The following is a 14456-nucleotide window of genomic DNA, read 5'->3' as shown; positions in this document are numbered from 1 at the left end:
TTGTTGTCCGGATATTTCGGGCTTATTCTTCGTAGCCGACGATCCCTTTGATCTCGACAAACTCACGAAGGCCGAAAACGCCATATTCACGGCCGTTACCGGATTGCTTGTAGCCGCCAAATGGTGCAGCACCGTCCCAAGGCGCGTCATTGATATAGACATTGCCGGTGCGCAAACGTTTGGACAGAGCCTGCGCTTCCTTCAGGTCGCCCTGAATATAGGAGGCGAGGCCGTAGACTGTGTCGTTGGCCATCTCAACAGCTTCATCCAGCGTGTCATAGGCAAGAATGGACAGCACAGGGCCGAAGATTTCCTCGCGGGAAATGCGCATATCATGGCCGACGCGGGCAAAAATGGTCGGGCGCACATAATAACCGGCATTGAGCTCAGCCGGACGGCCTGTGCCACCGGTTACCAGTTCTGCACCCTCATCAATGCCTGCCTGAATAAGATCCTGAATCTTGTCAAATTGCAGTTGGCTCACCACAGGGCCGAGATCGGTTTCAGCGGCAGTCGGATCGCCGGTGCGGAATTTTTCAGCCGCATCACGGGCGATTGTAATTGCGTCATCCATCGCTTCCTGCGGCACGAACAAGCGTGTCGGTGCATTGCAGGACTGGCCGCTATTGCCAAAGCAGCGGGCAACGCCGGTACGAACAGCCTTGTCGAGATCGGCGCTACGCAGAATGATGTTTGGGGATTTACCACCAAGTTCCTGATGTACACGCTTCACAGTCGGTGCTGCGGTTTGCGCAACATTGACACCGGCGCGGGTAGAGCCGGTAAAGGACACCATATCCACATCTTTATGGCCGGAAAGGGCGACACCAACATTTGGTCCGTCACCATGGACGAGGTTGAAGACGCCTTTCGGCACACCAGCCTCATGCATGATTTCTGCGAACAAAATGGCGCTGACCGGTGCGATTTCTGATGGCTTCAGCACCATTGTGCAGCCGGTTGCAATAGCCGGTGCCACTTTAGCGGCGATCTGGTTGATCGGCCAGTTCCAAGGTGTGATCATGGCGACAACGCCGATCGGCTCATGCTCAACACGGGTTGTGCCCTGCATATAGGCATATTCAAAGATTTCAGCTGCTTTAATCGCTTCCATCAGATGTGCGGTGCCGGAGCCTGCCTGTGCTGCCTTGGCCATAGCCAGCGGCGCACCCATTTCCTGAGAAATTGCGGCGCCCATTTCATCCGACCGGCGGATAAAGATTTCGAGAATACGCTTGAGCAGCGCTAAACGCTCTTCTTTGCTGGTCTGAGAGAAGCTGACAAATGCTTCTTTTGCAGCCGCAACGGCCTTGTCCACATCGGCAGCCGTGCCCATAGCAATCTTGGTGAAAGGCAGCTCTGTTGCCGGATTGATAACATCCAGTGTCGTTACTGGGCTTTGTACCGGATCAACCCATTCGCCGTTGATGTAAAATTTGAGTGCGTGATCCATAGTTCCCATCCTGTCATGCTATTCATGCGGTTTTGCAGTGATTTTTGTGCGCAGTTTAGACCTAAACCTTAGTATTACAACTCCATAAAAAGAATGGTGACGGAAAATATTGGTTTTGTCATTACGCCTCTAATCATGTTGAATAAGTAATTTTTTTATTATTTATTTATTATTAAGTTAACAATGAAGTAAAGTAAAAATATTGACTCTTTCATTTATATGATTTTATAAAATATAAGTTTCGGTATTTTATATATTCTTAAATTATGTTGATATAAAAATTTATATTATTAAATACAATTTTATTATTCTTGTCCGAAGCGAAACAATAAATACGTGCATGTATTTAACTGGCGTATTTTGAAAATTTGCTGAGGGACATATGCAAACAAATATTGGCAGTCAGAGTGAAAAATTTTACTCTGTGCAAATTTTACGCGGACTGGCAGCTTTACTGGTCGTTTTAGGACACACTTTACAACATCCAATAGCAGAGCCGCCACGAATACTTGGTGTGTTTGGAGCTTATGGCGTATCCATCTTTTTTGTCATAAGCGGATTTATCATCAGCTATATCAATGCTGGTCGCTTTGCACCTGTAAGTTTTCTGTGGCGACGAATTATACGTGTCGTGCCTCTATACTGGATTTGTACAATTTTTTTGGCTTTTTGTGCGATCTATTTGCCGAGCTTGTTTAAATCAACAAGCTTCACACCGGATTACTTGATACGTTCATTGGCGTTTCTTCCGGTGCTTGTGCCGGGGACGCTGGATGATTGGCGGCCGCTATTAAAACCGGGTTGGTCTCTCAATTATGAGATGTTTTTTTATCTTCTCTTTATCTTGTTCTGGTGGTGTGAAAGCAGTCTCCGCCGCTCAATATTGATGAGCGCTGTACTCGGAGTACTGATTGCAGGGGCATTTTTTGTTGAAAGAAATGGTAGTTTTGCAGCCTTTTATCTCAATTTTAATCTGATGCCGTTTCTCGCCGGCATGTGGTTGGCGGAGTTGCAGCGTCGGGGTTTCTGGAGCGGCTTCTCTGTTAACTCTTTACCTGTGTTGCTGTTTTCTGTCGCAGTTAGCATTGCCTTGCTCTTGAGTGTTGATCTGACAGCATTGCCATTCTTCATTGAGAGTCTTGCATATCTGATTGCATCAATACTGCTTGTTGTAACGGCGCTTTGTACAGATCGTTGGTTCCGTCATTTGTCGCCGGGAAACCTGTTCATACAAATTGGCGACAGTTCTTATTCTCTTTATCTGACGCATATGTTCGTGGTTGGCGCAGGCTGGGCAGTCTTTAATCGTCTCGGATTAGGGGATTGGGCGTTTCCCTTTGCGGTTGTTGGAATTATCGTTGCCAGCATTGTCGGTGCTAAAATTTCTTATTTGATTATTGAGAAGCCGTTTATGCGTTTAGGGCGTAAAAAACGCCCCTCTCAACAACCCGTGACGCAGCCGACATAAGAATTATAAAAAAGCCTCCGGCATTGCTGCCGGAGGCTTTCTTATTTTTGGGTTCAGGCTTTAGGTGATTAAGCCCAGGTCTTTTCCAGAACGCGGATCCAGTTTTTATAGGCGATCTTGTCGATGGTGTCCTGATCGTAACCGGCTTTGCGCAGTTCTGCGATCAGCAGCTGCAGGTCAGCGGCGCTGGCCAGAGTATCCGGAATGGTTGTGCCGTCGAAGTCGGAACCGAGAGCCACATGATCAACACCGATGCGGTTGATGATGTAATCAATATGGCGCACCATTTCACTGAGCGGTGTGGCGGTGACTTTCTGACCGTCTTCGCGCAGGAAGGACACACCGAAGTTGATGCCCATCAGGCCGCCGGTTTCTTTGATGGCGTCCATCTGTTTTTCGGTGACATTACGGCTGTGTGTGCAAAGCGTATGCACATTGGAATGGCTGGCAACGAGCGGTGCATCGGAAATGGCTGCAATATCCCAGAAGCCTTTTTCATTCATGTGCGACAGGTCGACCATGATTTTCAGTTCGTTACAGGCACGGATCAGGGCTTTACCGGCGTCGGTAAGACCTGGGCCGATATCCGGTGTGCTCGGGAAGCGGAACGGAACGCCGTAAGCGAAAATATTCGGACGGCTCCAGACCGGACCCAAAGTGCGCAGACCTGCCTGATGCAATACGTAAAGTTCATCGAGATCAGCGCTGATCGCTTCAGCACCTTCAATATGCAGCACTGACGCAAATGCGCCATCGGCCATTGCTGTGCGGATATCATCGGCGTCGCGGCAGATTTTCAGGCCGCCATTCGACTTGGCTTCAATCTTCGCCAGAAGGGCTGCCATGCCGAGAGTGATTCTCAGCGCTTCACCATGTTCAGGTGTCGGATAATCGCCATTGGCATCTTTTTCCATCGAAGGTGACGGAACATAGATTGCGCAGAGACCACCGGCGAGACCGCCTTTTTTGGCACGTGGCAGGTCAATGTGGCCGACCTGTTCGCCGTTAATAAAGCGGTCAACTGGATTGGCTTCGGTTGATGCCCACAGACGCAGAAGCACGTCATTGTGACCGTCAAAAACCGGTGTGAAATTATCTGCCGATGAAGAACTGGACATAGAGGAGGAACCTTACTTTTCCCGTATGGCGACATAAATTATGTCGCAAACAGAAACATTTAGCGGAATAAATCCTGTTATTATATCTGTGTCGTAATGGCGCTTTCCCGTCGTTTCATGAGAAAGCCAGCGATTCTCACGGTTTCTACCGCTAAAATCCGCTGTTACGTGATTTGCCAGACTGACTATTTTGCCGCAAAAATGCAAATGCCTTTTCGTACAGGCCATAGTCCGTATGCGCATGACGCCTTTTTTATACAATTATAAAGTTGTAAACAAAAATTTACATGCAAACCGTGCATAAGCACTGGCAAAATCTGCATTGGCCGCGTTATTGGGCTTCATGATAATTGAACACGACATTAGTCGGTTTTCTTATACACTTTGTTTTGATGCAGTTTAGGGTGGATCGGAGCGGGATAAAACCAGTCCGGTGGACCATCTCCCGCGAAGATAACTCATTTGCAAAACTGTTGGAAAACTTAACCACTGGCAGGGGCGACCCGGCCGGTTTCTTGCGTTTACGGATAGGGAAGAGGAAATCACCGTGATTTCAAGACGTAATTTTTTGGCGGGCGCAGCAGCTGTTCCGTTCCTGTCATATGCCGGTCTTCTGCCTGCGATCGCTGCCGGTCGTCAGGACATTCTGGTTGTGGCAATGCAGCTGGACAACATGACTTCGCTCGACCCGCATGAGAGCTTTGAAGCTGTCGGCAGCGAAATCTGCAACAACATGTATCAGCGTCTTGTGCATCCGAGCTATGAAAACCCAGAGAAAATTGAAGGCGGCGTAGCCTCTTCATGGGAAGCCGATGCTGAAGGTAAAGTTTATACTTTCAAAATCAACCCTGATGCAAAATTTGCGACCGGTAATCCGATCACCGCTGAAGATGCTGCGTTCTCGCTGCACCGCGCGATCAAAATGAACAAAGGTCCAGCTTTCATTATCGGTCAGTTCGGTCTGACCCCTGAGAATGTTGAGCAGTCTGTCGTTGCGAATACTGAAGCCGGCACTCTGACTATTTCTCTCGAAACTCCGACTTCCCTGTCGTTCCTGCTCTATTGCCTGTCCTCCAGCGTTGGTAGCGTTGTTGAGAAGAAACTGGTTATGGAAAATGCTGCCGGCGACGATCTCGGCAACGAATGGCTGCGCAAAAACAGCGCCGGTTCCGCTGAGTGGACACTGGCTGCATGGAAGCCAAGCGAAAGCGTTATGCTGAACCTGAACCCGCACGGCGCCTATAAAGGCAATGTAAAGCGTATCGTTCTGCGTCACGTTGCTGATCCTTCTTCACAGCTGCTGATGCTCCAGAAAGGTGACGTGGATATTGCCCGTAACCTGACTTCCGAGCAGCTGCGCGTGATTGAGAAAGACGAAAACTTTACGCTCGTTCGTAAAGGCGTTGCCGGTATCGGCCTGATGTCGCTCAACCAGAAAGTTGAAAAGCTGACCAATCCTAAGCTTTGGCAGGCTATCAAATGGGCGATCGACTATAAGGGTATTCAGGAAAACATCGTGCCGCTGACCCATCAGCAGCACCAGACCATTATTCCTGAGGGCTTCCCGGGTGCGGTTAACGATCTGCCGTTCCAGAAAGATACAGCTAAGGCGAAAGAACTGATGGCTGAAGCAGGTCTGGCCGATGGTTTCTCCATCAGCATGGATCACTATTCTGCACAGCCTTGGCCGGATATCGCTCAGGCGATTCAGGCCAACCTCGCAGAAATCGGCATCAAGCTGGAACTGCGCGCTGCTGAAAACCGTCAGGTTCTCACCAAAATGCGTGCCCGCGAGCATGAAATTGCACTGACCTCATGGGGTTCGGATTATTTTGATCCAAACACCAATGCGGACGTGTTCTGCAATGTAACCGACCTGTCGGATGATGCTAAGAACAAGCCTTTTGCATGGCGCTCAAACTACCAGAATGCAGATTTCGCTAAGAAATCTCTGGCAGCACGCGATGAAAAAGATCCGGCAACACGCGTTAAACTTTACGAAGACCTGCAGCGCGAATTCATGAACAACAGCCCGTTTGTTGTCATGCTGCAGACTGTCATGACCGCTGCTTGCCGCAAAGATGTGACCGGCATGCGTCTTGGCGTTCTGTCTGACACCCACTCTTACGCAGGGATTGCGAAAGCTTGAATAAGAGACTGAAAACTCTGACTGGTACTCTGGGCAGCGTGTTAATCACGCTGTTCGGACTTGCCATTGTCACTTTCATGATCGGCCGCGTTATGCCGGTTGATCCTGTGATTGCAGCCGTCGGCGATAATGCGCCGGAGGCTGTTATTCAGCGTGTGCGTGCGGAAATGGGGCTGGATCAGCCTCTCGTCGTACAGTTCTTCCACTATATTGGTCAGGTTTTGCAGGGTGATCTCGGCAACTCCATTCTGACCCGTAACCCCGTTACAACGGATATTGCCCGCTACTTCCCGGCAACCCTTGAACTGGCAACAGCAGCGCTCCTCCTCGCTGCCGTCATCGGTATTCCGCTGGGTGTCTGGGCTGCGGTGCGTCAGGGCACATTGACGGATCAGACGATCCGCGTGATTTGTCTGGCCGGTCACTCCGTGCCGACTTTCGTGCTGGCGCTGATTTCGCTGCTGGTTTTCTATGCCGCGCTCGGTATTGCACCGGGACCTGGCCGTCAGGATATTATTTTTCAGGACATGATCCCACATGTCACTGGTATTCTGACCATTGATACGCTGCTCGACGGTGATATGGATGCCTTCTGGGATGCGCTCGCGCATATGGCCCAGCCGGTTATCATCCTTGCTTATTTCAGCATGGCCTACATCACCCGTATGACCCGTGCATTCATGCTGGATGCGCTTAAAGGTGAATTTGTTATCACAGCCCGCGCTAAAGGTTTGTCGGCTACATCCGTGATCTGGAAACATGCTTTCCCGACTGTGGCTGTTCAGCTGGTAACCGTTCTTGCACTGACCTATGCCGGTCTGCTTGAAGGTGCTGTTGTGACCGAAACTGTGTTCTCATGGCCCGGTCTTGGCCAGTATCTGACAGTTTCGCTGATGAATGCAGACATGAACCCTGTCGTCGGCGCCACTCTTCTGATTGGTGTCATCTATGTCGGGCTTAACCTGCTCGCTGACATTCTCTACAAGGTACTGGATCCACGCGTCAGATGATTTTCTCTAATTTTCATAACTGGGCGCTGGACGAAACTCCGTCCTCGCCGTCGCAGGCTCTTTGGGGCCGACGCTATCGTATCTGGCTCAACCTGAAGTCAAATCCGCTGGCGATGATCGGCCTGTTCATCATTGCAGTCTTTGTTTTCATCGCCATTTTTGCCCCGTGGCTGGCACCGCATGATCCGAGCATTCAGAATCTCGGCAATCGTCTTGCGGCTCCCTCCGCCGAGCATTGGTTTGGTACGGACGAGCTGGGTCGCGATATTTTCTCGCGTATCCTTTATGGTGGCCGCGTAACACTCGGCATGGTTATTGCCGTGGTTATTCTGGTTGCACCGCTTGGTCTGATCATCGGTTGTGTGGCAGGTTATTTCGGCGGTGTCGTCGACACAATTCTGATGCGCGTAACCGACGTGTTCCTCGCTTTCCCGCGTCTTATTCTGGCTCTGGCTTTCGTGGCCGCGCTGAAACCGGGCGTTGAAAGCGCGATTCTGGCGATTGCACTCACAGCCTGGCCGCCTTATGCGCGTCTGGCCCGTGCGGAAACCATGACCATCCGTAACACCGACTATATTGCAGCTTACCGTCTGACCGGTGCCAGCGCTGCCCGTATTATCACGCGTCATATTGCACCTTTGTGCGTACCGAGCCTGATTGTGCGTATTACGCTGGATATGAGCTCGATCATCCTGACCGCCGCAAGCCTTGGCTTCCTCGGTATGGGTGCGCAGCCGCCGTCACCGGAATGGGGTGCAATGATTGCAACAGCCAAACGCTTCATCTTTGAACAATGGTGGGTTGCTACAATTCCGGGTATTGCGATTTTCCTCGTTTCACTCGCGTTCAACTTCCTCGGCGACGGTCTGCGTGACGTCCTCGATCCGAAGCAGAATTGAGGGTGAAAATGCTGGTAGATATTCAAAACTTACGGATCGCATTTGAAACCCGCACCACACGCTTTGAAGCGGTGCGAGGGCTCTCTCTGCAGCTCGGTCGTGAAAAGCTGGGTATTGTGGGCGAAAGCGGCTCGGGCAAATCTCTGACTGCCCGCGCTCTGATGAAACTCCTGCCGAATATTGCGGAAGTCAAAGCTGACAAGCTCAGCTTTGACGGACAGGATCTGCTCACTGCTTCTGAAAAGCAGATGCGTCAGATCCGCGGTAAACGCGTTGGTTTCATTCTGCAGGATCCGAAATACTCGCTGAATCCGGTTAAAACCATTGGTGTGCAGGTGGCGGAAGCCTGGCGCACACACAAAGGCGGCAGCAAAAAACAAGCTATGGAAGCGGCGATTGACCTGCTCGATCAGGTTAAAATCCGCAATCCGCGTGAAGTGGCTTATTCCTATCCGCACGAAGTATCGGGTGGCATGGGACAGCGCGTCATGATTGCTATGATGCTGGCACCGGATCCGGAGCTGCTGATTGCTGACGAGCCGACCTCGGCGCTTGATGCGACTGTACAGGCAGAAATTCTGCGCCTGATCGATGATCTCGTCGACAGCCGCGGCATGGGTCTGATCCTGATCAGTCACGATCTTCCGCTTGTTTCCCATTTCTGTGACCGCGTTATGGTTATGTATATGGGACAGGTGATGGAAGAGCTGAAAGCATCAGAACTCAATAGTGCTCAGCATCCTTATACCAAGGGTCTCTTGAACTGTATTCCGTCGCTGACGCATCCGCGTGATCGTCTGCCGGTAATGACCCGTGATCCGGAGTGGCTGAAATAATGATTGAAGTTGATAATCTGAAAATTCAGTTCGGTGACAAGCAGGTCGTTAAGGGCGTTTCTTTTAACGTCGAAAAAGGCGGCAGCTTTGGTATCGTGGGTGAGAGCGGCTCGGGTAAGTCGACAATCCTGCGTGCGATGGCCGGTCTGAATGAAAGCTGGAGCGGACGTATTGCCTTTGACGGTAAAGACGCCCCGCTGAAGCGGACACCGGAATTTTTCCGTTCTGTTCAGATGGTGTTTCAGGATCCGTTCGGCTCACTGCATCCGCGCCAGACCATTGACCGTATTCTGAGCGAGCTGTTGCTGGTTCATAAGATCGACAATGTTGAAGCGCGCATCAAGCAGGCTCTGTCCGATGTGGCTCTGCCGCAGACGGCACGTTTCCGTTATCCGCACCAATTGTCCGGTGGTCAGCGTCAGCGCGTGGCAATTGCCCGCGCTCTGATTGCAGATCCGCAGGTATTGCTGCTCGATGAGCCGACCTCGGCACTTGACGTTTCCGTTCAGGCGGAAATTCTCAACCTGCTGTCGGATCTTCGCGAAGAACGCAACCTGACCTATGTGCTGGTGAGCCATAACCTCGCGGTTATTGCCCATCTCTGCCCGCAGGTTGGTGTGATGCAGAATGGTATTATGGTTGAGCAGCTAAGTGCAGAAGATCTGCGCGCAGGCCGTACCACCCATCCGCATACCACTGAATTGCGCGAATTGAGCGTAACGGTTGAAGAACCTAAATAAGAATATGCAACAGGCCGGATTTTCCGGCCTGTTCTTTATGCAAGATTGAATTACAAAACCTGTACGAACAGGGCATGGGAAGAAGCGATCATGGCTATGAACTGGGACGCCGCCTTATCAACCGCACAAAAACTGGCCGCACAATGGCCTGCGAATGAGCCGGGAGGCGTGATTATCGGTTTTGATGCGGATGGTATCCGTTTCAACGCTGCAAGCGGCGTGGAAAGTCTGGCAACCTATAAGCCGTTTTCCGCTGACAGCGTTGTGCGTTATGCTTCTGTGACCAAGCATGTTTTCGTTTCCATGGTTTTGAAACATGCAGATAAAATCAGCCTTGATGACCCGTTGGGTAAACATCTGCCGGAACTGAAAAAGCCTTTGAGCGAAGTGACCGTTGGTCGGGCGCTGGATATGAGCGGCGGCCTGCCGGATACCCGCGAATGTCTGACTTTGCTCGGCTTGTCGATCTATACGGAAACCCATAATGACCGGCTGATGGATTTCCATGCGATGATGGAACGTCTCAACTTTGAAGCCGGTACGCAGGTGTCCTATTCCAATACCGGTTACCGTCTGGTGGAAATTGCGCTGGAACGCCTTGGCCTGCGCTTTGATGACTATCTACAAAATGAAATCGTACCATTGCTCGGCGTACAACTGAAAGCACCGGATGTCTGGAATGATCCGGTGGATGGTCTGGTGCCGGGTTACTGGCATGATGGCAAAAAATGGCAGCTCAGTTCAGCCGGTCTTTATATTTCTGCGGCCGGTAGTCTGACCGGTAGCGGTACAGCGCTGGCAACCTGGGCACATGCATTAATGTGCGGCAAAGGTCAGCTTTCGGGTGGGATTGATAAGATCAGCGAACCACGCAAAATGGCTGATGGCCGACTGTCTGCCTATGGTCTCGGTTTTGTTGGTTCTGAGCTTGATGGCCTGAAACTGGTTGGTCATGGCGGCTCGCATCCGGGCTATAAGAGCTATGTGCTGATCTGCCCTGAGCACCAGTGTGGTTTTGTGGTTGTTGCCAATCGTGATGACGCCAATGGCAGCAAGATGGCGCAAGCTGCAATGGCCGCGCTTGCAAGTCGTTCGTTACCGCAGGCCGGCAGCACGATCCCTGATGGTTTTTACCTGACTGAAACCGGCCATCACTGGGTTGAGATGAAGGGCGGAAACGTCACTTATATCGACAATGAAGATGCCCTCTATGACGAAGGCAATGGCTGGTTCTCATCGCGTTCCGCTACCTCGCCAATCCTGCTGCGCTGGACAGGCGAAGTGCTGGAAGGTGAATTGGGACATGCGCCACGTGTTCTTTATCCGGTGGTACCAAAGCCTGCCGGTAATGAACTCGACGGTAGCTGGAAGTCAGTCTACGGCGCTGCTTTTGAGATCATCAATGGCACTGCAATCATGGGTGTCGGCCCTGTTCAGCAGACAATGCCGGTTACCGATCTGGGCAATGGCCGTTATTTGTTTACGCTGCATGACGGCCCGTGGGTAAAACGTGTCTGCATCAATCGTCTGAGCGATAACCGCATAGAACTGGTATTGAACCGCAGCCGTATGCTGGAATATACCCGCTAAACCATACCTATTTATATCCGCCCGCTTTGTAGAAGTATCAGCACTTTAACAAAGCGGGCATTTTCATATCTAGTATATGTAAGCCCTTGTTCAAATATGCCCGCATATCGTATAAGGCCTATTCTGAACTTGCATACTCATATGCAAAACAGGCAATCGTGACGAAGGATCAGTATTGTGGAAATTAAGTGGGTTGAAGACTTTCTCGCGCTTGCTCATACTTTGAATTTCTCCAAAGCGGCAGATGAGCGGCATGTGACACAGTCTGCCTTCAGCCGCCGTATCAAGCAGCTTGAAACATGGCTTGGTACGACACTGATTGACCGCGCTACCTATCCGTCGCGTCTGACTGAAGCGGGTGAAAAATTTATTCCGATTGCGCAGGAAACACTGAAGTCACTTTATCAGGTGCGTCACGGTTTTCAGGCCAATCAGACACTGGAAGCGCAGACAATCTCCTTCATTGCGCTGCATACATTATCATTCACTTTCTTCCCGCCTTGGCTGAAAGAGATCAGCGATGCTGTCGCGCCGGTATTTACGCGTCTGCGCCCTGACAGCGGTAGTGTTGAAGGCAATGTGAATGCCCTTGTCGACGGGGATTGCGATTTTCTTCTGACTTATGTGCATCCGTCGGTGCCTTTACTGCTGGATGCCTCTGAGTTTGATTACAAGGTCGTCGGTTTTGAGCAGATTATCCCGATCAGCGCGCCGGATGCCGATGGCAATCCGCTGCATATGGTAGGTCGTGATGAGCAGCCGTTTGATTATATCGGCTATGAAAAATCATCATTCTTCGGGCATTTGCTGAGCGAATTATTCGCTTTGAAAATGCCGGAACACCGGCTGGTGCATGAGGGCAGCATGTCGATTGGCCTCAAAGGCATGTCAATCGCGGGATGGGGTGTGGCATGGGTGCCGCACAGCCTGATTGCTGAAGAACTGGCAAACGGACAGTTGGTGCAGGGGGCTGACCCGTCGTGGAATATTCCGTTGGAAATCCGTTTGTACCGATCCAGAAATAATCAGCGTGGCGTGATTGAAAAGTTCTGGAACCGGCTGCCGGATCTGCGAAATAGCTCAGATCATAATTGAGCGAAAAGGGGCGCTAAAAGCGCCCCTTTTTATTATGCCAGTTGTGGCTGTTTCATAACGGTGAATTGACGCATCAGTACCGGTATCAGCAAGGCCAAGCCGAGGAGTGAGGAATAGATTTCCGGCACCACCAGCAGGATAGCCGCAATTACCAGCAGTACCTGTTCCCAGACTTTTGTGCGAACCAGCATAAAGCCGGAGAGCGCAGCACCAAGCGCGGTAATACCAATCACACAGCCGAGGAATGCGATTACAAATTCGCTCCATGAGAAATTGGCATTGACCAGCAACAGCGATGGCGAGAACACAAACACGAACGGTACCAGCACTTTACCAAGGCCGAGACGGAAGGCCGTGTTGCCTGTTTTAAACGGATCAGCCCCTGCCATACCTGCCGCAGCATAAGCGGCCAGCGCCACTGGTGGGGTAATATCCGCGAGAATACCGTAATAAAACACGAAGAAATGGGCGACGAGTGGTTCAACCCCTAGCATTGCCAGAGTTGGTGCGGCAATAGTTGCCATAATGATGTAGTTAGCAGTTGTCGGAATACCGCAACCCATCAAAATACACACGATACCGGTCATAATCAGTGTGAAAAGCAATGTCAGTGTTGCGCCGCCAACCAGTGATGCTGGCAGGAATGTGCCGAACCAGGTCGCAATATCGGCAGCGGTTGTGGTGACAATATAGGAAATTTTAAAGCCGACACCGGTCAGAGTAACCACACCGACCACAATACCAACGGTTGCGGCGGCGGCACCGACTGCCAGCGCATATTTTGCACCGTCGCGCAGACCGTCAAGAACCTCTTTGATGGACATACGCTTGCGCGGGTTGAGCAAACCTACCGCAATACAGAGCGTAATACCCCAGAATGCCGCCATATAAGGTGTGTAACCGGACAGCAAGATACCGATCAGCACAACCAGTGGAATAACGGTTGGCCAGTCGCGTTTGAAGGCCTCTTTCAGATCGGGCATTTCTTCCGGCGTCATACCACGCAGGCCGGTGCGTTTGGCTTCAAAATGCACCTGCATCAAAACGCCGAAGAAATGCATGAATGCCGGAACAATCGCAGCAATAATAATGGTGGTATAAGGCAGATTGAGGAACTCAATCATCAGAAACGCGGCAGCGCCCATGATCGGCGGCGTAATCTGCCCGCCTGTTGAGGACGCGGCTTCCACTGCAGCTGCGAAATTACGCTTATAGCCAAGGCGGATCATCGCCGGAATGGTCAGCGAGCCGACGGTGACGGTGTTTGCCACGGATGAGCCGGAAATCATGCCGAACAGTGCCGACCCGAAGATCGAGACTTTGGCAGGTCCGCCTGCATAGCGGCCGGCAACCCATGCGGCACAATCAAGAAACAATTGCCCGAGACCGATACGGGTAGCGAAAACACCGAACAACACGAAATGGAACACATAAGTGGCGACAACGCCAAGCGCGATCCCGTAAACGCCCTGTGTTGTGAGATAGAGATGATCGACAATCTGTGAAACAGACGAGCCCGGATGCACTAGAATGCCCGGCATAGAAGGGCCAAAATAGGCGTAGAGCATAAAGCAAATAGCGATAATCGGCAGCGGCCAGCCGACCGAGCGACGGGTGGCTTCCAGAAGCACGATAATCAGCAGACCACCAAGGATCACATCGGTTTGTGTCGGATTACCAACGCGGAAGGCCAGGTCATCCAGCGGAATAAGCGGCACATGCATAACTGCAATAACGGCGCCGATCGCCAGTGCCCAGTCGATAATTGAAATGCCAAGTGGCCGGAGAATCGTTGATTTAGCCGGTTCCCCGTAGCCTTTGGGAGAGAACGGAAATACCAGAAAAACCAGACCAAGCACAAAGGCGAGATGGATACCGCGATGCATGGTTTCGGATAAAATGCCGAAGCCTGCCGTATAATAATGAAAAAGTGAAAGAATAATCAGCAGAGCGCCGACAATACGGGCAGTAACAGGCAACAACGGGCGAAAGCGGATTTCGGAGTCGAATTTTTCTTCGAGCTCGCGCGCTTTTTCCTCGTCCAGTTCCATCGGTTTTAACGATTGTTGCTCTGCGGTCATCGGCAAATTTCCTGAAA

General features: G+C 51.2%; 11 protein-coding genes. 8 read left to right on the top strand and 3 right to left on the bottom strand.

Annotated elements, in window-relative coordinates; all coding sequences use genetic code 11:
- Positions 1-22: 22 nt before the first annotated feature.
- Positions 23-1453 (bottom strand): aldehyde dehydrogenase family protein, encoded by a 1431-nt coding sequence (locus DFR47_RS10590; protein ID WP_113944371.1) that lies wholly within the window; start codon positions 1451-1453, stop codon positions 23-25.
- A gap of 382 nt (positions 1454-1835) precedes the next feature.
- Here DFR47_RS10590 and DFR47_RS10585 point away from each other — a divergent pair, with 382 nt between their 5' ends.
- Complete coding sequence (locus DFR47_RS10585; RefSeq protein ID WP_113944370.1) at positions 1836-2921, top strand: acyltransferase family protein; 1086 nt, start codon at positions 1836-1838, stop codon at positions 2919-2921.
- A 68-nt stretch (positions 2922-2989) separates the two neighbouring features.
- Here DFR47_RS10585 and DFR47_RS10580 read toward each other — a convergent pair whose 3' ends face one another.
- Entirely contained in the window at positions 2990-4039 is a 1050-nt protein-coding gene (locus DFR47_RS10580) for a dipeptidase (RefSeq protein ID WP_113944369.1), read from the bottom strand.
- Between the two features lie 547 nt (positions 4040-4586).
- On the opposite strand from DFR47_RS10580, the gene DFR47_RS10575 reads away from it, so the two are divergent.
- The 7 genes from DFR47_RS10575 to DFR47_RS10545 all read left to right on the top strand — a co-directional run bounded on the left by DFR47_RS10575 (position 4587) and on the right by DFR47_RS10545 (position 12358).
- Positions 4587-6188: an ABC transporter substrate-binding protein gene (locus DFR47_RS10575; RefSeq protein ID WP_113944368.1), complete on the top strand. Its 1602-nt coding sequence runs from the start codon at positions 4587-4589 to the stop codon at positions 6186-6188.
- Positions 6185-7198: an ABC transporter permease gene (locus DFR47_RS10570; protein ID WP_113944367.1), complete on the top strand. Its 1014-nt coding sequence runs from the start codon at positions 6185-6187 to the stop codon at positions 7196-7198. The genes DFR47_RS10575 and DFR47_RS10570 overlap by 4 nt, the downstream gene beginning before the upstream one ends.
- Entirely contained in the window at positions 7195-8097 is a 903-nt protein-coding gene (gene nikC, locus DFR47_RS10565; RefSeq protein ID WP_113944366.1) for a nickel transporter permease, read from the top strand. Before DFR47_RS10570 ends, nikC begins: the two co-directional genes overlap by 4 nt.
- Positions 8098-8105: 8 nt before the next feature.
- The gene (locus DFR47_RS10560) at positions 8106-8933 is read left to right on the top strand and encodes an ABC transporter ATP-binding protein (protein ID WP_113944365.1); all 828 of its coding nucleotides are present in this window, start codon (positions 8106-8108) and stop codon (positions 8931-8933) included.
- Complete coding sequence (locus DFR47_RS10555; protein WP_113944364.1) at positions 8933-9673, top strand: ABC transporter ATP-binding protein; 741 nt, start codon at positions 8933-8935, stop codon at positions 9671-9673. Before DFR47_RS10560 ends, DFR47_RS10555 begins: the two co-directional genes overlap by 1 nt.
- A gap of 90 nt (positions 9674-9763) precedes the next feature.
- Entirely contained in the window at positions 9764-11263 is a 1500-nt protein-coding gene (locus DFR47_RS10550) for a serine hydrolase domain-containing protein (protein WP_113944363.1), read from the top strand.
- A gap of 177 nt (positions 11264-11440) precedes the next feature.
- Positions 11441-12358, top strand: coding sequence for a LysR family transcriptional regulator (locus DFR47_RS10545; RefSeq protein WP_113944362.1), 918 nt, complete (start codon positions 11441-11443; stop codon positions 12356-12358).
- A 32-nt stretch (positions 12359-12390) separates the two neighbouring features.
- Here the strand turns inward: DFR47_RS10545 and DFR47_RS10540 are convergent, their stop codons facing one another.
- Entirely contained in the window at positions 12391-14439 is a 2049-nt protein-coding gene (locus DFR47_RS10540; RefSeq protein WP_113944361.1) for a TRAP transporter permease, read from the bottom strand.
- Positions 14440-14456 lie beyond the last annotated feature (17 nt).

This window comes from Pseudochrobactrum asaccharolyticum, assembly GCF_003314995.1.
GTDB lineage: Bacteria > Pseudomonadota > Alphaproteobacteria > Rhizobiales > Rhizobiaceae > Pseudochrobactrum > Pseudochrobactrum asaccharolyticum.
Note: the sequence above shows the minus strand (reverse complement) of the source record. Positions and strands in the feature narration are given on the sequence as shown.